Origin of the sequence: Flavobacterium tagetis, assembly GCF_016735615.1 — a bacterium.
Taxonomy (GTDB): Bacteria; Bacteroidota; Bacteroidia; order Flavobacteriales; family Flavobacteriaceae; genus Flavobacterium; species Flavobacterium tagetis.
In genome coordinates, this window is the sequence record NZ_JAERSF010000001.1 from 88,635 (window position 1) to 112,771 (window position 24,137).

The following is a 24,137-nucleotide window of genomic DNA, read 5'->3' on the forward strand; positions in this document are numbered from 1 at the left end:
AAAAAAAAGACTCTTAAATCTAAACGGATTTTGACATTTCAAATCAAATAAAAAATCACGCTTATTAATTATGAATAAATTTTTCACTATCTGTACGCTACTGTTCTTTAGTGCCGCTTTTTCACAGATTCCAACTCTGGATGTCGAAAATCAGAAAAAAAATTCGGTAATCTTACAGGAAGTACAAATCGAAACCAAAATTTTAGGAAATCTTGCCTCAACTACGGCTACTTATACATTCTATAATCCTGGCGACAGAATTTTAGAAGGAAATTTTACACTTCCATTGCCAGAAGGAGTAAGTGTAAGTGGCTATGCATTAGATATTAACGGAAGCTTAAGAGACGCTGTTCCCGTTCCAAAAGAACGAGCTAAAGAAGTATTTGAAAGTATTGAAAAAAGAAATGTAGATCCAGGTATTATTGAAAAAGTAGCTGGAAATAATTTCAGAACCAGAATTTACCCGATTACAGCTAGAGGCACCAGATTTATAAGAATTACATACAATCAGGAATTAAAAAATTCGGCTACTGATTATCTGTATTTTTTAAGTTTTGCCAATGCTGTTAGGATTCCAAAATTCAATCTGAAAGTATTAGTTAATGAAAGTCTGACAACTCCAAAAATCACAGAAAATCCAGATGGAAGTTTTGCTTTTCAGAAACAAGGAAATCAATGGATTGCTGAAATTAAAAAAGCGAATTTCACGCCAAATGAAAGCCTAAAAATAAGCATTCCAAAAGTAAACGAGTCTTCTAGTGTGATGCTTCAAAAAGCTTCTGACGATAAATCTTATTTTGCGGCAAGTGTTTCGATGAATTTCCCTGTAAAAGAAAAAGCAAAATCTCAAAAAGTCGCTATTATTTGGGACAACTCATTCAGCGGATCAAAGAGAAACCATCAAAAAGAACTAGACTTTCTTACTGCTTATTTTTTAGAGAACAAGGATATTGCAGTCTCTTTTGTTCTTTTAAATAATACTCTAGAAAAAACAGAAGATTTTGCTGTTTCTGGAGGAAACTGGAATGCATTAAAAGACAGAATTCTGAATCTGAAATACGATGGTGGAACTGACTTTGGCGCTTTAAAAGAGATTTCATCAATAGACGAATATCTTTTGTTTTCTGACGGAATTTCAAATTTTGGTGATTTAACTTTAAAATTCAAAAAACCAGTCAACAGTATCGTGAGCACGCCAACTTCTGACTTTAATTTGCTAAAGCTTTTAGCATCACAATCAGGAGGGAATTTTATCAATCTTAACGAATTAGACACTCAAACTGCTCTAAAAACCTTCAAAAGACTTCCTATTATATTTTTAGGCTTTAAAGAAACTAATACGCTTCAGGAACTGTTTCCAAATGTTGGAACTGCCGTAAATGAACCGGTAAACATATTTGGAATTTCATCTTCGAACGTAAGTAAACTTACTGCTGTTTTTTCAGTAGGAAATAAGAAATTTGAAGTACCTGTAGATTTTAGTAACGCTGTACAAGTAAACAATTGGCCTATTGCGCAATTTTGGGCGCAACGAAAAATTAATGATCTTGAACTTAATTCAACACAAAACAACGATGAAATAAGAAATCTGAGCGAACAGTTTGGAGTTGTAAGCAAGAACACTAGTCTTATCGTATTGGAAGATGTTAATGATTATGTACGTTTTGGCATTACTCCTCCAGAGGAATTATTATCAGAATACAATAAAATCGTTTCGCAAAACAAAAGAGAAGTTTTAGAAAAAAGAAGAAATCTTTTATCTAAAGCTTTTGATAAAACGCGAGAACTGACAACTTGGTGGAATAGCGAATTTAAGCCTACGGAAAAAAAACAGTATCCAAAAGTTTCTAAGCAATCACAAAAATTGTCGTCGGCAGAAGAAAGTGTTGTTAGCGATAATGCTGTATATTCTGCAGAAAGCAGAGCGGGTGATAAAAAAACATCCTCTGGAAAAATAACTTTGGTAGATGTTGAAAGCACTCAAGAATACATGAAAGATTTTCAATCTTTACAGTCTCCCGAATTGATTTACCAGAAATATCTTGAAAATCGTCCGAAATATGAGAAACAGGTAACGTATTATTTTGATGTTTCTAAACTGCTATTCAAAAAAGGAGACAAAGCACTTTCGCTAAAGGTTTTAAGCACATTAGCCGAACTTGATTTGGAAAATGAAGAATTGTACAAAACGATATCTTATTTATTGAAACAGAGAGGCAATTATGAAAAAGAATTGTGGATTACTCAAAAGATTCTAGAATGGAGACCTTTTGATCCTCAAAGCCATAGAGATTATGCATTAGCTTTAGTTGACAATAAAAAACCTCAAGAAGCTCTTAACATCTATAAATCTATGCTTTATCAGGAATATACCGATGAGATTTCTGTACGAGACAATGGTATTGAAGAAATCTTGATTATGGAAATCAATAATATTTTGAGTCAAAACAAAAATGTTGATGCAAGCAAAGTAGATGATCGTCTAAAAGCCAATCTTCCTGTTGATATTCGTATTGTTATTAACTGGAATAAAGACAATACAGATATCGATCTTTGGGTTACAGATCCAAGAGGAGAAGATTGCTCTTACTCGCATAGATCTACAGAAATTGGAGGAAGATTAAGCAACGATTTCACTCAAGGTTTTGGTCCTGAACAGTTCTTATTAAAAAAAGCAATTAAGGGAAAATATAAAATCAAGACTAATTTCTTCGGCGAGAGACAGAATATTCTTTCTGGGCCAACGACTATAATGGCAGAAGTTTACCTTTACTATTCTGATGGTAGACAAGAACGAAAAATTGCTGTTTTCCAAAGTCAAAAAGAAAACAAACGTGAAAGCGATAGCAAAATTCTAATTGGAGAATTTGAATTTTAGAAATTACAAACTTCACTAATATTTAAACCCGACAGATTCTTAAAACCTGTCGGGTTTATTTTTTATCCTAAATCACAATTTAAAACGAATACTTCTCCAATTTTCCACTCTGAATATCCAAAACCTTTGTGCTTTCTTTTGGAACATCGCCTTTTATAACTTCTTGAACAGACGGATTAGATGGATATTTACCACCTTTCATTTTTAAAAGATGAAATTTTCCTCCGCTTTCAAATATAAGATCATAAAATTTTTCTGTTGATGAAGTGGTTACATAAATTGGAAAATCGGTTACAGTGAAACGATTGATTATACTTCCGTCATTCTTCAAGATATAACCTGAACAGCCTCCACTTCCACAGAAATAAGAATTTGAGAAACCAACAAAATATTCGTTTTTCTTATCATTATTTAAATCAAAAGCATCATAATAAAAATAACGATCGTCTTTTGTCAGTGCAGAAATATCATTTTTTAATAAAACCAGCAATTGTTTACGGATTAATTCTACCGCCTTGTCTTCTTTTGGAGTAACTTCGCTCAAATCTGCCGTCCCGCCAAGTGTTTTAGACAATGTGTCTTGAACAACTGTTTTTACTATATTTTTTGAATTGTCTTTATTCTGGCAAGAGCTCAATGCCAAAATTGAGATTAGAATTAAAATCTTATTTTTCATAATCTGATATTTTAAATTCGTTATAATTTACACTAGTAATGCGGCTTTATTTTCAATATCATTTTCCGTTAGCAATGATTTTATATTGTTAAAAGTCACCAAAGCAATCTGCGTTAAAGCTTCGTTGGTAAAAAATGCTTGATGCGCCGTTACCAAAACATTCGGAAAACTCATTAAACGCTGAATTGCATCATCCTGAATAATGTCTGCCGAGAGATCTCTAAAGAATAGTTTTTCTTCCTGTTCGTACACATCAATTCCTAAATAGCCAATTTTCCCTTCTTTTAAGCCTTCAATAACCGACGACGTTTCGATTAACCCGCCACGGCTTGTATTGATAATCATAACACTATCTTTCATAAAAGAAATAGAAGTGGTATTGATAACATGTTTGGTCTGTTCATTCAGCGGACAATGGAGCGAAATAATATCACTCGATTTAAAGATTTCTTCCAATCCTACAAAAGAAACACCGTCTTTTTTCATCTCTTCATTTTCAACAATATCATAAGCCAAAACTTTACAGCCAAAACCTAATGCAATTTTAGAAAATGCTTTTCCTATATTTCCTGTTCCAATAATTCCGATTGTTTTTCCGAATAAATCAAAGCCTAATAATCCGTTTAAAGAGAAATTCTGTTCACGAACTCTATTATAAGCTTTGTGCGTTTTTCTATTTAAAGTCAAAATCATCGCCATGGCATGTTCGGCAACCGCCTGAGGAGAATATGCAGGAACACGACAAACTTTTATGCCGTGATTTTTAGCAGCTTCCAAATCGACATTATTAAATCCAGCACACCGTAAAGCAATTATTTTTACTTTTTTTTCTGCTAATTGTTTAATAACTGTTTCGTTTACAATATCATTTACAAAAACACAAACAATCTCGCACTCTTCAATTAAAGCTACTGTCTGAGGATTTAACTGTGTTTCAAAAAAATCTAACTGAAAACCAAAGTCTTCGTTATATTTATTGAAAAACGTTTTATCGTAAGGCTGAGTAGAAAAAAAGGCAATTTTCTTGTTTGCTAAGGTCATGGAATTTAATTTTTAATAGTTCCTTAAAATTACGGATTTTATTTTAAAGTCTATTTAAGACATAAAAAAAGAGCTTGTTAAGCTCCTCATTTATCTTAAGTCTCAGCTATTCCTGCAACTGCTACTATTTTATTATTTCTTAATTTAATTTCAATACCATGTTCGGTATCTAAATTATAACGAATTGGTATTTTTATCTCATTTCTTTTTAAAATCCTTATGTATAATATTTCTTTAATGTACTCAAAGTGTTTTTCTTTAGTATCAATATTTAAAGGTTCCTCTCCTGATTGTCTTGGGTCTTCATAATATTTCGCATAAATCTTTTTATAGCGAAGAAACGTTTCTTCTTTTATTTGAAGTATAACATCTTCAATATTTTCTAAAAAACTACTATACGTTTTTTCAAAATCATCTAATTCTTCATTTGTTGGAAATTCTTCGATTTCTTCTCCATCTTCATCAAATTCTTCTCCTAAAAAAACTTGAATTTCGTCATCTTTAAAATGAGAATTTTTAAAAAGCTTATCTCCTGAAATTCCTGCCCAGTCTTCTTGAATCTCTCCCCAAAATTTATGATTCATAATTTATACTTTTTTACAAACTTAAAGCTTAATCAAGTTTGTAACAAGTTATAAATATAATATTAAAAGCTTTATATATTATTTTTTAAAATTCCCTTTTGGCAGATAATACAGCCATCCAAAACCAATTAAAAATAAAATAAGCGAACCTATAAATGCTGGAATTAAAATCTCTTTATTGTTATCTAATGCATTGTTTAACGCAGCATATAACAACCAAATCTGAATGCTTACATTTAAGATTAAAACAAATATTAAAGTAGACAGAATAACATTCAACTTATTAGGATTTGCCTGATTTTGACTTTTTCTAAATGTACTCATAATCTTTATTTTAAACTATTAACTTTCTTTATTTTCGAATGCTTTCACGAAAATCTTTTCTCCTTTTAAAACCACTTCTAACTGAGGCAAAGCTCTTGGCGGAGGTCCTGCAATTACATCTCCCGTCAAAGCATCAAAAGAACCTTCGTGGCACGGACAGTGAATAATTCCGGTTCCTGGCTTGTAATAAACAGCACAAGAAAGATGCGTGCATTTTTGTTCGTAAGCTCTAAACATCCCGCTTTCTAAATGCACCAAAATATACGGAATGTTACTTCCTTCAATTACAAATCCTCTTGTTCCTCCTAATGGAATATCTTTTATTTCACACACAAAATGTTCTCCAACAACTTCTTCGCCAGGCAATAAATAAGCTTTTGCTGCAACCAGTCCGCTTCCAACCATTAAACCTCCTGAAACCAGCGTAAGGAATTTGGCAAAATCACGTCGGCTTACTTGTGTCGATTCTTGTTTTTTATATGGAAAATCTTTCTTCCAGTTTTCTTTTAAATTATCTTCTTTAGACATGGATTTTAGATTTAGAATATTCTTAATTCGCTGCTTCCTTTTGGCATCATGATATTCACTTTTGTGTTGACACGTTCTTTCCCAAAAACAAATGAATTTACAGGAGTGCTGTTAGGGCGCATTTCTTCGATCTGAGCACGAGTTCCATAAAACAGTGCGCCACTCGGGCAAACTGTAGCACACATTGGCTTTTTGCCAACGCTTGTTCTGTCATAACACATATTGCATTTCATCATTAAATCGTATTCTTCCATTTTCTTCGGAACCCCAAACGGACAAGCCATTACACAATTGGAGCAGCCAATGCAACGCTCTGTATTTGCGGTATGAACTACGCCAAATTCGTCTTGCGAAATCGCATCAGCAGGACAAACATTGGCACAAACCGGATCTTCGCAATGCATGCATACCTGAACCGTGGTTTGAATCGTTACGGCACGCTCGACATAATTAACATGAATCATCGATTCCTGACCATTTGTTTCACATTCCGAACACGCCATTTCGCAGGCTTTACAGCCTATGCATCTTTGTAAGTCTACAAAAAACTCTTCGTTTTTATTATAATTAGTCAAATTCATGATTCTTGTTTTTATAGATTAAACACTTGCATAAGCATTTGATTTGTCTGATGAATTTTCTATTTCTCCCAAAGGTTCCAACTTACAAGCACAAACTTTGAACTCTGGAATTTTTGAAATAGGATCTAATGTTCCAGGTGTTAACTGATTGGCTGATTTTTTCCCGGGCCAGTGATACGGAATAAAAACAGTATCTTTTCGAATGGTTTCTACAATATTGGCAGGAAAAATTCCTTCACCTCTTCGGGTTGAAACTTTTACTAATTCTCTTTGCTTAATATTATATTTCTGTGCCATTTCAGGATGAATTTCTAACAAAGGTTCAGGAAACTGATCAACCAATTTCCCGATTCTTCTGGTTTGTGTTCCGCTTAAATATTGAGATACAACTCGTCCAGTCGTTAATATTATTGGATATTCATCATTTGTGATTTCGCCAGGCAATTTATAAGGAGCTGGATTAAAATGTGCTTTTCCGTCTGGAGTTGCAAACTTTTTATCTTCCCATAATCTTGGCGTTCCAGGATGATCTTCGGTTGGGCATGGCCAGAAAACGCCCATATTATCTTCTACTTTTTTATAAGTAATTCCGTTGTAATCAGCTGTTCCCCCTTTTGATGCAACTCGAAGTTCATTAAAAATGGCCTCGCTGTCGGCGTAAGTAAATCTTTCTTCTTCGCCTAATCTCTTTGCTAATTCTAATAATATTGAAGTATCTGTTCTAGCATCTCCCGGAGGTGTAACAGCTTGTCTGATTCGAATAACGCGGCCTTCAGCTGAAGTTGTCGTTCCTTCTTCTTCTTCTTGCAATGAACCTGCTAAAACAATATCGGCATGACGCGCTGTTTCATTCAAAAAGAAATCTATGGCAACGTAAAACTCTAATTTTTCAAGGGCAGAACGCACATAATTATTGTTTGGAAGAGATACTAACGGATTAAAACAAATCGAAATCAATCCTTTTATTTCACCGCTGTGAATGGCTTCGATAATTTCATAAGCTGTAATGCCTTTGTGAGGCATATCTTCTTCTTTAATCTTCCAGACATCGGCAATGTATTTTCGATGATCCATATTTTCTATATCACGATTTCCGGGCAGCTGATCACATTTGTGGCCGTGCTCTCTTCCTCCCTGACCATTTCCTTGTCCAGTAATGGTTCCGTAACCACAATATGGTCTTCCAATTCTTCCTGTTGCCAAAACCAAATTGATGCATCCTAATACATTATCAACACCTTTAGAATGATGTTCTATTCCTCTTGCGTGCAGTAAAAAGCTTGTTTTTGCTTTTCCCCATAATTCGGCCGCTTCTTTAATTTTTTCTTTTGAAATTCCTGTAATTTCTTCTGCCCATTCTAACGTATAATCCTTTACAGCATCTATGGTTTCTTGAAATCCTGAAGTATGATTATCTATAAAATCGTGGTCTAACAAATCATGATCTACGAGATATTTCAACATTGCTCCATATAAAGCCGAATCGGTTCCAGGTCTTACATCCAAGTGAACATCTGCCGTTCTTGCCAATGGAATAACTCGCGGATCAACAACAATTAATTTGGCTCCTCTATCTCTCGCTTTCCAGATCCAATGGGTTAAAGTGGGAAACGTCTCGCTTATATTCGCTCCAGCAACTATAATAACTTCAGCATATTCTAAATCGGAATAATTGTTTGAAGCGCGATCTAAACCAAATGCTTTCTTATTTCCTGCACCAGCACTTACCATACAAAGACGTCCGTTGTAATCTAAATTTCTTGTTTTTAAAGCCACTCTGGCAAATTTCCCAACCAAATAACTTTTTTCATTGGTCAACGAAACTCCAGATAACATTGAAAACGCATGTTTACCATATTTCTCCTGAATTCTTTTGATTTCAGAAACGGTTTTATCCATAGCTTCATCCCAAGTGGTTTGTTCAAAACCTTTGCCTTCTACCCTTTTTATTGGATGCAATAATCGATCTGGATGATTGTTCTGCATGTATCGCTGAACACCTTTTGGACAAAGACGACCTTCATTGAACGGGAATTCCATCCAAGGTTCAAAACCAACCACTTTATTGTCTTTTACAGATAATTGAATTCCGCACTGCATCCCGCAGAAACAGCAATGTGTTTTAACCGTTTTGTCTGGTTCATCACGCCCTGAATAACCTTCTTTTGGCGTATAATTCAAATGCGGACCAAATGCCTCAATTATTTTTTCAGTTGATACAGGTAGTTTTGCCATGATTTTTTTGTTGTTTTTTGTTTCAGCTTCAAGTCATATTAAAGAGACCTGAAACCTGACACTATAATTTTATCCAAATAAATTTCCGCCTTCAATTCTTGCTTTTAAATGTGCTTTCGCCAAACGATCTCGTTTTCCTTCTGGACTTAAATCCAAGTGTGAATTACCTTGATCATCACTAAAGTCAAAACCTAATTGTTTGGTTACTATTTTTAAATCATCAATATGAAGCTGAGTTGTAAAAGGTTTTCCAGTTTCTTTGCAGATGGCCATCCCTTTTTTCATTCCTTCCTTTTTGTAAATATGCGCACCAATTTGAGCCGGTCGCTGAATGATGTGGAAGAACTTTCCAAAGGGAATCCATATCAAAAACATTATAACCGTTACAGCATGAATTACGGCTAGAAAATCATACGCGAATCCTTTCATAAACTGATACGAATACGTTAGGCATAATCCAGTGACCGAAATAGCAATTAATAAAAGAAGTGGCAGTAAATCGCCTTCAAAAGTCTGTGTGGCAATTAATCCTGGATTGGTTAAACGTCTTCTTAAATAATAAAGAGAACCGAAAATAACCAGATAAGAAGACCAGTTTAAAGCATGGAAAGTTAAAAATGCCATAATAGAATCCAATCTGAAATCCATTACTTTAAAACCAAAAAAATGAGCTTCGTAAACGGAAATAGAATTGGGTGCCAAAGTAAAATGAATCCATCCAAATGTAAGCGGAAAAGTAATAGCAAAAGCCGAAAAACAGCCAATTGCAATACAAAAATGGGCCAGCCATCTGTATTTTCCTCTTGGATAAATGAATTTCTGAAAAGCGATATTCTGAACTGATTCTTTTCCTAAAAACCACAAATGCGAAAATACTTTTCCTGTAAAGAGAAAATGAATGCCGCGTTTGAAATACATCCAAGTTGGCGGGCGTTGCAACCAAACCGTATAGCGATACACTACTCCGAAAAATGCAAACAACGTTCCGAACAGATAGGTAACCAAAGCCGCATCAAAATTTTGCAATTTTCTTGATCCATAGAAAACCAATACGACCATAAAAACCGAAGCGGCCGTTGCAATTAATAAAGCTTTTGTATTAAATGTTTTTTCTTTCATGACAGATTATTTTCGATCAATATCTTTAGCCATTTCAGGCAGTTTTTCTTTTGTCATTTTCACAATTACACGATGCATCCATATTAAACAAGTTAGCGACAATGCTAAAATAAAGAGCCACGAGCTCGTCCAGAATCCTGTAAATGATAATAAATACCCGAAAATAATAGGCCCGAAGAATCCGCCTAAACCGCCTAAGAGTCCGACCATTCCGCCAATTACTCCCACTTCATTAGGAAAATAATCTGGTATATGTTTGTAAACAGCAGCAGAACCAATTCCCCACGAAATTCCTATTAGAATAACCAAAACTAAATACACCCACATATTGGCTTCAAAATGAATTTGTGTAATTCCTTCTGCCAATAAATCTTTCTTTTGCACTTTTTGGTTTTGCTCTACAACCACTTCCTGCCATGTTTTTTTGGATGGAAAAAATTTAGAATGCGGCTGACTTTCGTCTTTCTGGGCGATGTTATATTCTTTATCATCTATTACAATTTTATCTGGTGCTACAGACGTAACTGTTCCTGCTTTGCTAGATAACAACCCACTTCCTGATGTTGTAATATCCATTTTCGGAAATAATAGTAAAAAGCTCAAAACGACTGAAGAACTCAAAACCCAATACATCACTTTTCTAGCCCCGAATTTATCCGATAAAAAACCTCCAAAAGCACGTACGACACCTGCAGGCAAACTAAAACAGGAAGTAAAGATTCCGCCTAAAACTAAAGTTGTGTGATAGACATTCATAAAATTTGGCAGAAGCCATTGTGAGAAAGTAACAAACGACCCAAATACTAAGAAATAATAAGTTCCGAAACGCCAAACACGCACACTCTTTAAAGGCTGTAATAATTGTTTTACCGTTTTGGACTGTGCTTCGATTTTTTTGTTTTTGGCAAAAATCAGAAATACAATTCCCATCAATAATAAAGCAGAACCGTACAGAATAGGCAGCCATTTCCAACCATTTTCAGGATCGCTTTCTGAAAATGTACTTAATAATGAAGGTGCAAGAAATGGTGTAATTGAGGCTCCTGCAGTTCCCATTCCGAAAATTCCTAAAGCTCTTCCCTGCCATTCTTTTGGATACCAAACAGAAGTTGATGCTACGCCTACAGCAAAACTAGTTCCGACCATTCCGAATAAAAAACTTAAAATGGCAAAAACAGTAAAAGAAGTCGCAAAAGGTAAAAGAAACAATGGAATTGATGCCAAAATCAATAAAGCAGAATGCACAATTTTACCTCCAAATTTATCGGTTAAAATTCCCATTGGCAATCTCATAATCGATCCTGTAAGAACAGGAATCCCTAAAAGCCAGCCGATCTGTACAACACTCCAGTTAAAAATTTCCTTATCAACTAAAAAAGTGACCAGTACTCCGTTGAGTGTCCAGCATGCAAAACAGATTGCAAATGCCAAAGTGTTTAAAAAAAGGATGCGGTGGGCTTGGGAAAGATCTGCCATAGAATAAAGTATTAAATTGTGTTTTTGAAAATCTATTACTGAAATATGGGAATCATGGAAATTGCTTTTACTAAACAACAAAAAAGCAATAGTTTACTAAAGTTAAAAAAAATATCCAAAGCAAAGCACTTACTGTCAAATATTTAGCGTTATAATAATCTTATTTAAATTCATTCTTAGAAAAACTGGTAATCAATCTGTTAAATAAAACACAATTTCAAAAGAGTGATTAAACCTGTTTTAATTAATAAAGTCTAATCTGTAAACAATTAAAAAACTTGAATATGAAAAAATTATTTATTGCAGCTATGTTATTTGTTGGAATAGCAAGTTTTGCACAAGAAACGGATCAAAAACCGGCGCGTGAGCAAAGAGAGAGAATGACTCCGGAACAGCGTAATGAGAAACAGCTTCAAAAACTGACTACAGAATTAAGTTTAGATGCTAGTCAGCAAGCACAGGTAAAGCAGCTTTTAGCAGATAGAAGTGCAAAAGCTGAAAAATTTAGAGAAGCTAGAAAAGAAAAAAAGGATAGCAACACAAAACCAACTGCTGAAGAAAAAGCGGAGTTCAAAAAACAAATGGAAGACGAAGTTGCAGCAAATGATGCTAAAATGAAATCGATCTTAAAAGCTGATCAATACACAAAATGGAAAACCCTTCAAGAAGAGAAAAAAGACAAAATGAGGGATAAAATGAAAGAGCACAAAAAAGATAAAATCTAATTTGATGCAAAAAAAAGAGGCTTTGAAAGCCTCTTTTTTGTTATTTAAAATGTTTTCGATACTTTATCAATCGCATTGATTGTAAAATCTAAATCTTCGTAAGTTAATGCATCTGTAATAAACCACGTTTCGTATGCAGATGGTGCGATGTAAATACCTTCTTGCAATAATCCGTGGAAGAATTTCTTGAATGTTTCATTATCCCCTTTTGCAGCAGTTTGGAAATCGGTAACTGGATTGGCATCAAAGTGAACCGAGATCATAGAACCAACTCTATTAATGGTAAACGCAACATTATTTGCTTTTAAAACTCTATCAATTCCTGCTTCTAAATAAGCTGTTTTTTCTTCTAAACGTGTAAAAACTTCTCTGTCAGAATCAAGTGCTTTTAGCATCGCCAATCCCGCTGCCATTGCTAACGGATTTCCAGATAATGTTCCCGCTTGGTAAACTGGTCCAAGAGGAGCTAAATAATTCATGATTTCTTCTCGCGCCGCAAAAGCTCCAACTGGCAATCCGCCACCGATAACTTTTCCGAAAGTCACGATATCAGCATCTATACCATATAATTCCTGAACTCCTCCGCGAGCCAAACGGAAACCTGTCATTACTTCATCAAAAATCAATAAAATTCCGTTTGCAGTACACAAATCTCTTAAACCTTGCAAAAATCCTTCTTGAGGAGGAATACATCCCATATTTCCTGCAACTGCTTCAATGATAATCGCAGCTATTTCTCCTTTATTAGCTTCGATTAAAGTTTTTACATTCTCTAAATCATTGTATTTGGCTAACAAAGTATCTTTTGCAGTTCCTTCTGTAACTCCAGGGCTATTTGGCGAACCAAAAGTTACAGCTCCACTTCCTGCTTGAATCAAAAATGAATCTGAATGTCCGTGGTAACAACCTGCAAATTTTACAATTTTATCTCTTTTTGTAAATCCTCGAGCCAAACGAATTGCACTCATACAAGCTTCTGTACCTGAATTTACAAAACGAATTTTATCAATATTTGGAACCATAGAAACAGCCAAAGCAGCGATTTCAGTTTCCAATTCAGTCGGCATACCAAATGAAGTTCCTAGTTTTGCTTTTTCAATAACAGCATCAACAACTGGCTGATAGGCATGACCCAAAACCATTGGTCCCCAAGAGTTAATATAATCTATTAATTTGTTTCCATCTTCATCATATAAATAAGCACCTTTGGCACTTTTTACAAAAATCGGAGTTCCGCCAACGGCTTTAAATGCTCTTACTGGTGAATTTACTCCTCCCGGAATTACTTTTTCTGCTTCAGCAAAAAGCTGACTACTTCTTTTATATAACATTCTTATTTTTGATTTTAGAATTCAGATTTTAGATTAAAACTGAAAACCTATTTTAATTTCTAGATTAATTTCAACAGAACTAAAAACTGCCACTGAGACTGAATACTAAAAACTGAACCTGACCACTTAATTACTTAACCTTAAGTCTCTGTCCAATTGAAATAGCATTATCCGTTAGATTATTTTTTCTTTTTAAATCTTCAACCAATAAATTGAATTTCTTTGAAATGGAATACAATGTATCTCCTTTTTGAACTTCGTATGAATTTGGATCATATTGGTTCATATTGATCTTTGGATCAGAAGCGACATCATAAGATGATTTTTTAGGTGGAGCCGAAGTATTAATTGGCACATAGTTTCTTCCTGTAACCTGGCAATCGTATTGATGTAGATTATAACGTTCAATATAACTAATCAACTTATCTGGATATTTCGGATCTGTTGCATAACCAGCTGCTCTTAATCCTTTTGCCCAAGATTTATAATCGTCTTTTTCGTAAGTAAATAAAGTTGCATATCGCTTTTTCCCAACCAAAAACAAAGCATGATCTCTATAAGATTCTGATGCCTGAGGATATTTTCTGAAACATTCCTGAGCCGAATCATCATCGTGGCGAACACTTTCTCCTAACCAATCATTATGACATTTTATACCAAAGTGATTATTAGCATCTACAGCCAAATCTCCTCTTCCTGCGCCCGATTCTAAAATTCCTTGCGCTAGAATAATACTCGCTGGAATTCCGTACGTTTTCATGTTTCCCATTGCAATATCTTTGTAAAGCAAGACATAATTATTAATCAAATCGCTGGTAACAACTGTTTTGGAAGTAGATTGAATAACCTCAGTTGTATTATTTGTAGAAGGGTAATTTTTACCGATAGGCTTAACAGGAGTACTTCTTTTTGTCGCTGCCGTTCGAGATTGAACTGCTGCCGCTTTTTTAGTCGTCGCGATAGCAGGCTTACTAGAAGAGCAGCTTGCTAAAGCTAATATTACGAGAAGTAATACAATTTTTTTAATCATTGGTTTTTAGTATTGGTAATTTCTTCTGCTTCAACTTTATATTCATTCCATCAATTCCCTGCAATCCACCTGTGTGAATGAGTAAAATTTTTGAATGTGCAGGAAAATAATTTTTGCGGATTAAATCTATAACGCCAAAAACCATCTTTCCTGTATAAATTGGATCTAAGGGTACTTTATTTTCTTCAAAAAAAGCATTAATAAATTCGATTAATTCTAAATTTATCTTTCCATAACCTCCAAAATGATAGTCAGAAATTAAATTCCAGTTATCTTTTTTTGCAAAAATACGAATTTCATCGGTTAAAAAGTCACCTTTTAACGCTGGAAAGCCCAAAATTTTCTGATTTTGCAGCGAACTATTAATTAATCCCGAAATCGTGCCGCCTGTTCCAACTGCGCAACATACGTAATTAAAAACCGAATCTTCTTCGGTTAAAATCTCCTCGCAGCCTTTTACTGCCAATTCGTTTGTACCTCCTTCTGGAACCAAATAAAAATCGCCAAATTGCTTTTTCAGCTTTTCTATAAATGAAGTTTCGCTTTTTAAACGATACTCTTCTCTTGAAACAAATTCAAATTGCATTCCGTTTTCTTGGGCAAATTTCAAGGTTGGATTTTCTTCTATTTTATCTAAAAGCTCATCGCCTCGAATTATTCCGATGGTTTTGAAACCTTGTTCTTTTCCCGCATAAGCAACTGCTGCAATATGATTGGAAAATGCTCCGCCAAAAGTCAGTAAAGTGGTTTTATTTTCGGCTTTCGCCTGAAGTAAATTGTATTTCAATTTTCTAAATTTATTCCCCGAAACAAAAGGATGAATGAGATCTTCACGCTTTATAGTCAACGAAATATCATTCGGAAATTGAATATTGATGGATTGATTGAAAACTGGATTCATTTTAATTTAATATAATGTAGAAACTGGAAAAAAGATCTGTTTTTCAGATAATTTAAATCGGCTTCTTTTGTGTAAGCTTCTCTTTCAAAACTAATATTTCGATACGCTACATCTTTGTTTTTGTATTGAATTAAACGAATTAAAAATTCCAGAACATACCAAATAAAGAATGGCAGAACTAGCATTTCTAGCTGTTGCCTCAAATGTATTTTTTCATGATTTACAAAAGTCCCGTTTGCTTTATCAAAATCATATTTAACTAAAACGAAAGGAAATAAAGTCATTCCTCGATACCCTTTCGGAATTAAATATTTAGCAACAATCAGAAACATTGGCTGTAAAATTTATAAATTTGTAGCTATAAAATTGTTCGATTTCAATAAAATCATAATCAAATATTTATATTTTTGATTTTAGTTTATCCGAAAAAGAACCCGAAGCAGATTTATGAAAGAGCAAAGTAATGAAAATAAATTAATCGAAGGCGAAGATTTTTACTATACGCCCGAAGGTTACAAATGCTTTACTGAAAAACATCATTTAAAACGTGGTTATTGTTGCAAAAGCGGTTGTCGCCACTGTCCGTACGGATATGATAAAAAAACAGGAAGAATAAATAAAAATTAGAATACCACAAGATGAAGGTTTTTATCAATAAAATTATACCTGAAGATGGCATTAAATTGCTTCAAGACAAAGGCATTACCTTTACAATAAATCCAACAGAAAATGCATTGTCAAGAGAAGAGTTTATAAAAAACTGTCAAGAACATGATGCGTTGCTGAATGTTGGAACAAACAAATTTGACGAAGATTTTTTTCAGCAATGTCCCAATTTAAAAGGTATTGCTTTGTTTTCTGTCGGATTTGATTCTGTCAATATTCCATCGGCAAACAGCAGAAAAATTCCTGTTGGAAATACGCCCGATGTTTTAAGCAGAGCGACATCGGATGTTACTTTTTTATTGATGCAAAGTGTTGCGAGAAAGTCATTTTTCAATCATAAAAGAATTTTAAATAATGATTGGGGAAGTTTTGACCCTTTGGCCAATTTAGGACAGGAACTTTACGGTAAAACGCTGGGAATTTTCGGTTTGGGAAGAATTGGTTTTGAAATGGCTAAAAAATGTAAGGCCGCATTCGGAATGAACATAATTTACCACAATCGTTCGCATAATGAAATTGCCGAAAAAGAATTGGATGCGAAATATGTAGATTTTGAAACGTTACTCGCAGAAAGTGATGTTTTGAGTGTTCATTCGAATTATACAGAAGAAAATAACGAAATTTTCAATAAAAATGCTTTTGCTAAAATGAAATCTAATTCGATTTTCATCAACACGGCAAGAGGAAAATTTCATAATGAAAATGATTTATTTGAGGCGCTAACGAATAGTATAATCTGGGGCGCAGGATTGGATGTTACCAATCCTGAACCAATGAAATCAGATAATCCGTTATTATCACTTCCTAATTGTTGCATTTTACCACATATTGGCTCTGCAACTTATGAAGCTAGAAATGCAATGGCGATTTGCGCGGCTCAAAATATTATTGCGCTTTTTGAAAATAAAAAAATGCCGTTTTGTGTTAATGAGGAAGTTTATATTTAAAATTCCAATTTTTTAAATTCCAAATTCCAATTTAAAATCAACAATCTAAAATCTAAAATTATAAATGGATATTCGTTCAAGAAAGTTTAAGATTACGATTTACAAATCGTATCATAGGTCGGATATCCGTTATCCCTAGCTCTTTTTAATTAGAAAATGTGACAATTTGAAAATGAGTCAATTTGAAAATGAGGTAATTAAAATAAATTTTAAATTCCAATTTCGTCGGCTAATATTTCGCTCCTCTGGAGCTTTTATATTGGGGTTACTGTTTTTCTATATATATATTTCGCCTTTCCAAGGCTTTATTTTATCAGCTCCAGAGGAGCTAAATATTTATAGAAACAATTAACCGTCAGTCACATTTAAGCCCCTGCGGGGAGGCATAATTAAAAAAACAAAAATTAATCTGTTGTTAATCTAACCGCAATATCTTAGCTTCTTAGAACCTTAGCAACTTAGCATCTCTAAAAAAAATGACTTTCAAAGAACAAATACAACAAGGAATACCTTCTATATTACCAGCAAAGCAGGCTTACGATCCAGCAATTAATCATGCTCCGAAACGAAAAGAAATTCTTTCGGCAGAAGAAAAAAAGTTGGCGCTGAAAAATGCTTTACGCTATTTCGATCCAAAACATCACGCCGAATTACTTCCTGAATTCTCAGAAGAATTAGAAAAATACGGCCGTATTTATATGTATCGTCTTCGTCCAGATTACAAAATGTATGCAAGACCAATTGACGAATATCCAGGGAAATCATTGCAGGCGAAAGCGATTATGCACATGATTCAGAACAACTTGGATTATGCAGTGGCACAACACCCGCATGAATTGATTACGTATGGAGGAAATGGAGCCGTTTTCCAAAACTGGGCGCAGTATTTATTGACGATGCAATATTTGTCTGAAATGACAGATGAGCAGACTTTAACCATGTATTCAGGACATCCGATGGGATTGTTTCCTTCGCATAAAGAAGCGCCAAGAGTTGTGGTTACCAACGGAATGGTGATTCCTAATTACTCGAAACCTGACGATTGGGAAAAAATGAATGCATTGGGAGTTTCGCAATACGGACAAATGACGGCTGGAAGTTATATGTACATTGGCCCTCAAGGAATTGTACACGGAACGACAATTACGGTTTTAAATGGTTTTAGAAAAATAAAACAAAATCCTGAAGGAAGTTTATTTGTAACTTCTGGTCTTGGCGGAATGTCTGGGGCACAGCCAAAAGCAGGAAATATTGCAGGATGTATTACCGTTTGTGCTGAGGTAAATCCGAAAATTACTAAAATTCGTCATGAACAAGGTTGGATTAATGAAGTAGTAACTTCTACAGACGAATTGGTTGCCAGAGTTGCTTTGGCGAAAGCCAATAAAGAAACCGTTTCGATTGCTTATTTAGGAAATGTAGTTGATGTCTGGGAACGTTTCAATCAGGAAAATATCAAAATTGATTTAGGTTCAGATCAGACTTCACTTCATAATCCATGGGCTGGAGGTTATTATCCAGTTGGAATTTCATTTGAAGAAGCAAATGATTTGATGGCAAATAATCCCGAATTATTCAAAGAAAAAGTTCAGGAAACTTTACGTCGTCATGCAGCAGCAATTAATAAACATACTGCTAAAGGAACTTACTTTTTTGATTACGGAAATGCCTTTTTATTAGAAGCTTCTCGTGCAGGAGCAGATGTAATGGCCGAAAATAATATCGATTTTAGATATCCGAGTTACGTTCAGGATATTATGGGGCCAATGTGTTTTGATTACGGATTTGGCCCTTTCCGCTGGGTTTGTACTTCTGGAAAGCCTGAAGATTTACTAAAAACAGATGCGATTGCGTGCGAAGTTTTAGAAAAAATGGCTGAAACTGCTCCAAATGAAATTCAGCAGCAAATGCAGGATAACATCAAATGGATTAAAGGTGCGCAAGAAAATAAATTGGTCGTAGGTTCTCAAGCTCGTATTTTGTATGCTGACGCTGAAGGTAGAATTAAAATTGCAGAAGCTTTTAATCAGGCGATTGCAAAAGGAGAAATTGGTGCAGTTGTTTTAGGACGCGATCATCATGACGTTTCTGGAACTGATTCGCCTTACAGAGAAACTTCAAACATCTATGATGGCTCTCGTTTTACTGCCGATATGGCCATTCATAATGTGATTGGAGACAGCTTTAGAGGAGCAACTTGGGTTTCTATTCACAATGGTGGCGGAGTTGGCTGGGGAGAAGTTATAAATGGCGGATTTGGTATGGTTCTTGATGGTTCTACAGAGGCCTCAAAGCGTTTAGCTTCAATGCTTTTCTGGGATGTTAACAACGGAATTTCAAGAAGAAGCTGGGCACGAAATGAAGGTGCTGTTTTTGCTATAAAAAGAGCAATGGAAGTTGAGCCATTATTAAAAGTAACTTTACCTAATCTAGTCGATGAAAGTTTGCTTTAATTAAAATTGAGAACATTAATTCTTAGATATATGAAAACACTTAAGTTAATTCCGTTTTTGCTACTGCTGATACTTACTTCTTGCAGCACTGTGACCGTTTATTCTGATTATGACAAAACTGTCGATTTTACGCCTTATAAAACGTACGCCTATTTTAAGCCCGGAATTGACAAGGTTGAAATATCAGATTTAGATAAAAGAAGAATTCTTCGTGCAATTGATGATCAAATGCAAGCTAAAGGATTTACGAAAAGTGAAAATCCTGACTTGCTAGTAAACATTTTTACTAAATCAAGAGAGCAAGTCGATGTAAACCAATTTACAGCTGGTTGGGGTTATGGCTGGGGCTGGGGTTGGAATCCTTACATGATGTATGGAGGACAGACAACAGTTTCTACTTCTACTGAAGGAACTTTATACATTGATTTAATCGATGCTAAAAAGAAAGAAATGATTTGGCAAGGTGAAGGAGTTGGAACTTTGACAAGAAACATCGATAAAAAAGATGAAAAAATTGCTGAATTCGTTGCTAAAATTTTAGCACAATATCCGCCAGTAAAAAAATAATTTTTACATTTGCTGTTCAATCAACAAGAAAAATGACAAACTTTAACAACATTATTATCGCTATTATTAGCATTATTGCAATTCAGCAATAATGGCGAGGTGCTATATAAGTTTGTAAAATATAATTTATAGAAACCTCCCAATTGGGAGGTTTTTTATTTTAAGAATAATTAAAAAGTCGCCACGAATTACACAAATTAACACGAATTACTTTTACGCCGCTTCTACATAAAGATTAGTGAAAATTTGTGCAATTCGTGGCAAAAAAAACAAAACACCATGAGTTTATTTGAAGAAGTACTTAATGCCCAAAAGCATCTCGAAAATGTAGTTGCTGCAACGCCTTTAACGCAAAATTTGAATCTTTCAGACGAATTTGAATCGACTATTTTATTAAAAAGAGAAGATTTACAAATTGTTCGTTCTTATAAAATTAGAGGCGCTTATAACAAGATTTCTTCGCTAAACGAAAAAGAAAAAGCAAACGGAACTGTATGCGCCAGTGCAGGGAATCATGCTCAAGGCGTTGCCTATTCCTGTAATCTTTTAAAGATCCATGGTAAAATTTACATGCCAAAAACCACTCCAAAACAAAAAGTAAAACAAGTTCAGCTATTCGGAAAATCATTTGTTGAAATTGTTTTAACCGGAGATACTTTTGATGATGCTTATGCATCGGCAACTGCAGACGCCATAAAAAACCACAAAACATTTATACATCCTTTTGATGATGAAAAAGTAATTGCTGGGCAAGGAACTGTAGGATTGGAAATCTTAGAAAGCTATAAAGAACCTATCGATTATGTTTTTGTGCCAATTGGCGGCGGCGGACTAGCATCTGGCTTATCAGAGGTTTTTAAACATTTGAGTCCGCACACCAAAATAATCGGCGTTGAACCAAAAGGCGCTCCTTCAATGAAAACTTCAATTGAAGAAAACAAAAATACACCATTAAAAACAATCGATAAATTTGTTGATGGTGCAGCAGTTAAACAAGTTGGTGACAAAACATTTGAAATCTGCCGTTATAATTTAGAAGATATTATTTTGGTTCCAGAAGGGAAAGTCTGCACAACCATTTTAAGGTTGTATAATGAAGAGGCTATGGTTGTAGAACCTGCAGGAGCTTTAACAATTGCCGCTTTGGATTTTTATAAAGAAAAAATTAAAGGCAAAAATGTGGTTTGCATTGTAAGCGGAAGCAATAATGACATTGAAAGAACTGCCGAAATAAAAGAGCGTTCCTTGCTTTACGAAGGCTTAATGCATTATTTTATGATTCAGTTCCCGCAACGTCCTGGAGCATTAAAAGAATTTGTCAACAATATTTTAGGTCCTGATGACGACATCACTTATTTCCAATTTGCCAAGAAAAACAGTCGTGAAGTAGGTTCTGTTGTCGTTGGTTTAGAATTGAAAAACAAGAATGACATTATGCCAATTAAATTAAAAATGACCGAAAATGGTTTTGAGTTTCAATATCTGAATGACAATCAGGATTTGTTTACGCAATTAATTGGATAAAATAAAAAAACAAAGGCTGTCAGATGGGATGACAGCCTTTTCAAATTCAATACAAATTACTAATTGAATTGTGGATGTAATTATTGCTTCAAGATTTTTTTCGAATAAGAACCTTTACTATCGTTAACTTTTACAACGTAAACGCCTTTTGGCAATCGAGATATTTCTATTTCAGCTTGATTTCCTTTTACAAAATTCACATTTTTCTTTAAAACTGGCTGTCCAGTAATATTAAAAATCTGTACATCAGCATCTCCCTCATGATTGGTATCAATTTTCAAAGAATCATCTGCTTCATCAACAAAAATTGTCATATCATTTGAACTTGCATTTTCAACCGCAGCGGTTTGTACAGCTAAAGCACTTTTTGCTGCAGAAGATTCAACCTGTACCAACTGCCACTGCTGATTTAAGCCTCCTGTATAAGCCCAAACCTGAATATTGGCACCATTTGCTGTAGAAACGTTTTCAACATCAAGCGATTTGCCACTGTTTACATTTATAATTTTGTAATATCCTGTGCCAAGACTTGTTACTGTCCACTTAAATTCATTTGAAGATGAGAACGTTTTTTGCTGAACTTTTAATCCATCACCTGTACCGTTGTTTTCAACAGCCAAATACATTCCAGTCGATTTTACAATGATGTAATAATTCCCGCTTCCGTCAGAAACAAATTTCCATCGCTGGTTGCTTCCTCCCCCGTTTGTAATATCATATTGCTGGATTCTGCTTCCGCTTGTTGTAGCATTATCAGCAACGTCTAAACCTTTATTGCTGTTTCTAGATATAATATTATAGTATCCTGGAAAACCTGTTGAGCCAGCTGTTACGGTAATTGCACTCGTTGCTGTTTTTGCTCCATCAACAGTAGTTGCTGTGATAGTAGCATTTCCTGCTGCAATTGCCGAAACCAGTCCGCTTGAATTTACTGTTGCAACAGAAGTATTACTAGAGCTCCAGTTTACTGCAGTATTTGTAGCATTATTAGGAGAAACAGTTGCTGTCAATTGCTGTGACTGACCCGCTGTAAGTGTTGCAGAAGCCGGACTCACACTAACTCCCGTAACCGCAACTGGATTTGATGCTCCCCAAGTAAAAGTAACCGCAGAAGATGCTGGAACTTCATAATTAAATGCAGATGACCCAGAAACTACTTTTATTGTATTTGATGATCCGCCAGAATTATAAATTACAAGTGCTGTTGAACCATCAGGATTTTTAAATGCAACTGAAGAAATACTTCCACTTGTGCTCGAAGAACCAATTCGTACTGCACCTGGTTTTACGTATTTGGAAATCTGGCCAATAATATAATACGCAACATTTTTAGTATAGCTTGTACTATTATTAACTGTAATCGCGCCTAAACAAGTAGTGCAACCTCCAGGAGTGCGGGGACCAAAACTTGGGTTATTAGCAGCATTCCATTCTAAAACTGTTTTAGACCAGTTATTTGTGCTTCCGATAACAACGTTTTGCATGTGCCAGCCAAAATCTCCACTAAAACTTCCGCCCGAACCAGTGTATTGTTCTGTAAAGTAAACGTTTTTATTAGTTTGAGTTTTTACCGTTGACATTGCCGAGATGTTTCCTAAATACAAGTGAAACGCTGCTCCATCAACATACGAGCTGTTATTTAAAACATCAATCGGATAAGCTGTATTATCGCAATTGTGGTCAAAAGCAATAATTTTAATGTTTCCATAACCCGCTGCTGCCATCTGAGGACCAAGCTGTTGATTAATGAAGTTCTTTTGCTCTGTAGAATTCATCAGCATACTTGGTTCGTTGTTTGGATTTTCTGGTTCGTTTTGTGGTGTAATTCCCCAAATATTAATACCTTGTGCTTTCATAGCATCAAAATATTTTACGAAGTATTTTGCATACGCCGCATAATATTGCGTCTGCAAAGAACCTCCAACCCATGAACCATTAGATTTCATCCATCGCGGTGCAGACCATGGTGTAGCTAAGATTTTGATGTTTGGATTAATCAACAAGATCTTTTTAAGGATTGGAACCAAATAAGTTAAATCAGGTCCATTCAAACTGAAATTGTTCATGTTGGTGTCGCCCGAAGTTTCGTTATAACTGTAAGATGAGCTACTTAAATCTGAAGCTGCAATACTAATACGAACTACGCTTGCATTTAATCCCGTTGTCGGATTGTATAAATCATTCAACAATTGGTTTTGCTGTGTGGCAGCCATTCCAGAAATGACTTCGCAGCTTCCTTCGGTAAGTGTGTAGCCGAATCCGTCCATAGTTTGGTAAGTTGTTCCTGCGTTTACTGTTACAGTTGAAGGATTGGTTCCTGAATTGGTTCCGAAACTTACAGTAGCTTGCTGCTGTAATAATTTAGTCTGATCTCCTGTAGTCATAAAAGGAGTTACCGTCTGAGCATTTAAGCTGTTCATGAATAAAAGCGTACCGCAACATAATAGTTTCAACGCTTTACTTACCCGAATTGTAGGTGTTTGAGTAGTTTTGTGCATTCTTTTGTGGTTTTGGTTTGATAATTAGTTTTTTCTTATTTATTCAGTTTTAT

General features: G+C 34.8%; 21 protein-coding genes. 7 read left to right on the top strand and 14 right to left on the bottom strand.

Annotated features, from left to right (window positions below; genetic code table 11):
• The first annotated feature begins 70 nt into the window (after nucleotides 1-70).
• The gene (locus JI750_RS00375) at nucleotides 71-2,878 is read left to right on the top strand and encodes a DUF2135 domain-containing protein (protein WP_201998181.1); all 2,808 of its coding nucleotides are present in this window, start codon (nucleotides 71-73) and stop codon (nucleotides 2,876-2,878) included.
• Nucleotides 2,879-2,957: 79 nt separating this feature from the next.
• Here JI750_RS00375 and JI750_RS00380 read toward each other — a convergent pair whose 3' ends face one another.
• The 9 genes from JI750_RS00380 to JI750_RS00420 all read right to left on the bottom strand — a co-directional run bounded on the left by JI750_RS00380 (nucleotide 2,958) and on the right by JI750_RS00420 (nucleotide 11,442).
• Complete coding sequence (locus JI750_RS00380) at nucleotides 2,958-3,554, bottom strand: hypothetical protein (RefSeq protein WP_201998183.1); 597 nt, start codon at nucleotides 3,552-3,554, stop codon at nucleotides 2,958-2,960.
• Nucleotides 3,555-3,581: 27 nt separating this feature from the next.
• The gene (locus JI750_RS00385; RefSeq protein ID WP_201998185.1) at nucleotides 3,582-4,595 is read right to left on the bottom strand and encodes a 2-hydroxyacid dehydrogenase; all 1,014 of its coding nucleotides are present in this window, start codon (nucleotides 4,593-4,595) and stop codon (nucleotides 3,582-3,584) included.
• 95 nt (nucleotides 4,596-4,690) lie between these two features.
• Nucleotides 4,691-5,179 carry a DUF6985 domain-containing protein gene (locus JI750_RS00390; protein ID WP_201998187.1) on the bottom strand — a complete coding sequence of 163 codons (489 nt, stop codon included), beginning with the start codon at nucleotides 5,177-5,179 and terminating at the stop codon, nucleotides 4,691-4,693.
• 78 nt (nucleotides 5,180-5,257) lie between these two features.
• A complete protein-coding gene (locus tag JI750_RS00395; RefSeq protein ID WP_201998189.1) occupies nucleotides 5,258-5,503 on the bottom strand; it encodes a DUF6755 family protein in 246 nt (81 codons plus the stop codon).
• An 18-nt stretch (nucleotides 5,504-5,521) separates the two neighbouring features.
• Nucleotides 5,522-6,031 (bottom strand): QcrA and Rieske domain-containing protein, encoded by a 510-nt coding sequence (locus tag JI750_RS00400; protein ID WP_201998191.1) that lies wholly within the window; start codon nucleotides 6,029-6,031, stop codon nucleotides 5,522-5,524.
• Between the two features lie 11 nt (nucleotides 6,032-6,042).
• On the bottom strand, nucleotides 6,043-6,612 hold the full coding sequence (locus tag JI750_RS00405) for a 4Fe-4S dicluster domain-containing protein (RefSeq protein WP_201998193.1): 570 nt from the start codon (nucleotides 6,610-6,612) through the stop codon (nucleotides 6,043-6,045).
• Nucleotides 6,613-6,630: 18 nt separating this feature from the next.
• Nucleotides 6,631-8,847, bottom strand: a complete 2,217-nt coding sequence (locus tag JI750_RS00410) for a molybdopterin oxidoreductase family protein (protein WP_201998195.1) — start codon at nucleotides 8,845-8,847, stop codon at nucleotides 6,631-6,633.
• A 69-nt stretch (nucleotides 8,848-8,916) separates the two neighbouring features.
• Nucleotides 8,917-9,966, bottom strand: a complete 1,050-nt coding sequence (locus JI750_RS00415) for an MFS transporter (RefSeq protein WP_201998197.1) — start codon at nucleotides 9,964-9,966, stop codon at nucleotides 8,917-8,919.
• Between the two features lie 6 nt (nucleotides 9,967-9,972).
• Nucleotides 9,973-11,442 carry an MFS transporter gene (locus JI750_RS00420; RefSeq protein WP_201998198.1) on the bottom strand — a complete coding sequence of 490 codons (1,470 nt, stop codon included), beginning with the start codon at nucleotides 11,440-11,442 and terminating at the stop codon, nucleotides 9,973-9,975.
• A 284-nt stretch (nucleotides 11,443-11,726) separates the two neighbouring features.
• Between JI750_RS00420 and JI750_RS00425 the strand changes: the two genes are divergently transcribed.
• The gene (locus JI750_RS00425) at nucleotides 11,727-12,167 is read left to right on the top strand and encodes a DUF4890 domain-containing protein (protein ID WP_201998199.1); all 441 of its coding nucleotides are present in this window, start codon (nucleotides 11,727-11,729) and stop codon (nucleotides 12,165-12,167) included.
• Nucleotides 12,168-12,211: 44 nt separating this feature from the next.
• On the opposite strand, the gene hemL is transcribed toward JI750_RS00425, so the two are convergent.
• From hemL to JI750_RS00445, 4 genes are all read right to left on the bottom strand, one after another.
• The gene (gene hemL, locus JI750_RS00430; protein WP_201998200.1) at nucleotides 12,212-13,498 is read right to left on the bottom strand and encodes a glutamate-1-semialdehyde 2,1-aminomutase; all 1,287 of its coding nucleotides are present in this window, start codon (nucleotides 13,496-13,498) and stop codon (nucleotides 12,212-12,214) included.
• A gap of 130 nt (nucleotides 13,499-13,628) precedes the next feature.
• Nucleotides 13,629-14,528: a glucosaminidase domain-containing protein gene (locus JI750_RS00435; RefSeq protein ID WP_201998201.1), complete on the bottom strand. Its 900-nt coding sequence runs from the start codon at nucleotides 14,526-14,528 to the stop codon at nucleotides 13,629-13,631.
• Complete coding sequence (locus JI750_RS00440; protein WP_201998202.1) at nucleotides 14,521-15,429, bottom strand: 1-aminocyclopropane-1-carboxylate deaminase/D-cysteine desulfhydrase; 909 nt, start codon at nucleotides 15,427-15,429, stop codon at nucleotides 14,521-14,523. The genes JI750_RS00435 and JI750_RS00440 overlap by 8 nt, the downstream gene beginning before the upstream one ends.
• Nucleotides 15,426-15,761 (bottom strand): hypothetical protein, encoded by a 336-nt coding sequence (locus JI750_RS00445; RefSeq protein WP_201998203.1) that lies wholly within the window; start codon nucleotides 15,759-15,761, stop codon nucleotides 15,426-15,428. Before JI750_RS00445 ends, JI750_RS00440 begins: the two co-directional genes overlap by 4 nt.
• A 115-nt stretch (nucleotides 15,762-15,876) precedes the next feature.
• Here JI750_RS00445 and JI750_RS00450 point away from each other — a divergent pair, with 115 nt between their 5' ends.
• The 5 genes from JI750_RS00450 to ilvA all read left to right on the top strand — a co-directional run bounded on the left by JI750_RS00450 (nucleotide 15,877) and on the right by ilvA (nucleotide 21,586).
• Entirely contained in the window at nucleotides 15,877-16,056 is a 180-nt protein-coding gene (locus tag JI750_RS00450) for a C1orf53 family protein (protein ID WP_095928730.1), read from the top strand.
• Nucleotides 16,057-16,067: 11 nt separating this feature from the next.
• Nucleotides 16,068-17,042 carry a 2-hydroxyacid dehydrogenase gene (locus JI750_RS00455; protein ID WP_201998205.1) on the top strand — a complete coding sequence of 325 codons (975 nt, stop codon included), beginning with the start codon at nucleotides 16,068-16,070 and terminating at the stop codon, nucleotides 17,040-17,042.
• Between the two features lie 476 nt (nucleotides 17,043-17,518).
• A complete protein-coding gene (gene hutU, locus JI750_RS00460; RefSeq protein WP_201998207.1) occupies nucleotides 17,519-19,495 on the top strand; it encodes a urocanate hydratase in 1,977 nt (658 codons plus the stop codon).
• A 30-nt stretch (nucleotides 19,496-19,525) separates the two neighbouring features.
• The gene (locus tag JI750_RS00465) at nucleotides 19,526-20,062 is read left to right on the top strand and encodes a DUF4136 domain-containing protein (protein WP_201998209.1); all 537 of its coding nucleotides are present in this window, start codon (nucleotides 19,526-19,528) and stop codon (nucleotides 20,060-20,062) included.
• 279 nt (nucleotides 20,063-20,341) lie between these two features.
• Nucleotides 20,342-21,586: a threonine ammonia-lyase IlvA gene (gene ilvA, locus JI750_RS00470; RefSeq protein ID WP_201998210.1), complete on the top strand. Its 1,245-nt coding sequence runs from the start codon at nucleotides 20,342-20,344 to the stop codon at nucleotides 21,584-21,586.
• An 80-nt stretch (nucleotides 21,587-21,666) separates the two neighbouring features.
• Here the strand turns inward: ilvA and JI750_RS00475 are convergent, their stop codons facing one another.
• The gene (locus JI750_RS00475) at nucleotides 21,667-24,084 is read right to left on the bottom strand and encodes an RICIN domain-containing protein (protein WP_201998211.1); all 2,418 of its coding nucleotides are present in this window, start codon (nucleotides 24,082-24,084) and stop codon (nucleotides 21,667-21,669) included.
• Nucleotides 24,085-24,137: the final 53 nt, after the last annotated feature.

Coding starts and splice junctions, on each gene's coding strand:
- JI750_RS00375 (WP_201998181.1), top strand. CDS start 71: ATGAATAAATTTTTCACTATCTGTACGCTACTGTTCTTTAGTGCCGCT.
- JI750_RS00380 (WP_201998183.1), bottom strand. CDS start 3,554: ATGAAAAATAAGATTTTAATTCTAATCTCAATTTTGGCATTGAGCTCT.
- JI750_RS00385 (WP_201998185.1), bottom strand. CDS start 4,595: ATGACCTTAGCAAACAAGAAAATTGCCTTTTTTTCTACTCAGCCTTAC.
- JI750_RS00390 (WP_201998187.1), bottom strand. CDS start 5,179: ATGAATCATAAATTTTGGGGAGAGATTCAAGAAGACTGGGCAGGAATT.
- JI750_RS00395 (WP_201998189.1), bottom strand. CDS start 5,503: ATGAGTACATTTAGAAAAAGTCAAAATCAGGCAAATCCTAATAAGTTG.
- JI750_RS00400 (WP_201998191.1), bottom strand. CDS start 6,031: ATGTCTAAAGAAGATAATTTAAAAGAAAACTGGAAGAAAGATTTTCCA.
- JI750_RS00405 (WP_201998193.1), bottom strand. CDS start 6,612: ATGAATTTGACTAATTATAATAAAAACGAAGAGTTTTTTGTAGACTTA.
- JI750_RS00410 (WP_201998195.1), bottom strand. CDS start 8,847: ATGGCAAAACTACCTGTATCAACTGAAAAAATAATTGAGGCATTTGGT.
- JI750_RS00415 (WP_201998197.1), bottom strand. CDS start 9,966: ATGAAAGAAAAAACATTTAATACAAAAGCTTTATTAATTGCAACGGCC.
- JI750_RS00420 (WP_201998198.1), bottom strand. CDS start 11,442: ATGGCAGATCTTTCCCAAGCCCACCGCATCCTTTTTTTAAACACTTTG.
- JI750_RS00425 (WP_201998199.1), top strand. CDS start 11,727: ATGAAAAAATTATTTATTGCAGCTATGTTATTTGTTGGAATAGCAAGT.
- hemL (WP_201998200.1), bottom strand. CDS start 13,498: ATGTTATATAAAAGAAGTAGTCAGCTTTTTGCTGAAGCAGAAAAAGTA.
- JI750_RS00435 (WP_201998201.1), bottom strand. CDS start 14,528: ATGATTAAAAAAATTGTATTACTTCTCGTAATATTAGCTTTAGCAAGC.
- JI750_RS00440 (WP_201998202.1), bottom strand. CDS start 15,429: ATGAATCCAGTTTTCAATCAATCCATCAATATTCAATTTCCGAATGAT.
- JI750_RS00445 (WP_201998203.1), bottom strand. CDS start 15,761: ATGTTTCTGATTGTTGCTAAATATTTAATTCCGAAAGGGTATCGAGGA.
- JI750_RS00450 (WP_095928730.1), top strand. CDS start 15,877: ATGAAAGAGCAAAGTAATGAAAATAAATTAATCGAAGGCGAAGATTTT.
- JI750_RS00455 (WP_201998205.1), top strand. CDS start 16,068: ATGAAGGTTTTTATCAATAAAATTATACCTGAAGATGGCATTAAATTG.
- hutU (WP_201998207.1), top strand. CDS start 17,519: ATGACTTTCAAAGAACAAATACAACAAGGAATACCTTCTATATTACCA.
- JI750_RS00465 (WP_201998209.1), top strand. CDS start 19,526: ATGAAAACACTTAAGTTAATTCCGTTTTTGCTACTGCTGATACTTACT.
- ilvA (WP_201998210.1), top strand. CDS start 20,342: ATGAGTTTATTTGAAGAAGTACTTAATGCCCAAAAGCATCTCGAAAAT.
- JI750_RS00475 (WP_201998211.1), bottom strand. CDS start 24,084: ATGCACAAAACTACTCAAACACCTACAATTCGGGTAAGTAAAGCGTTG.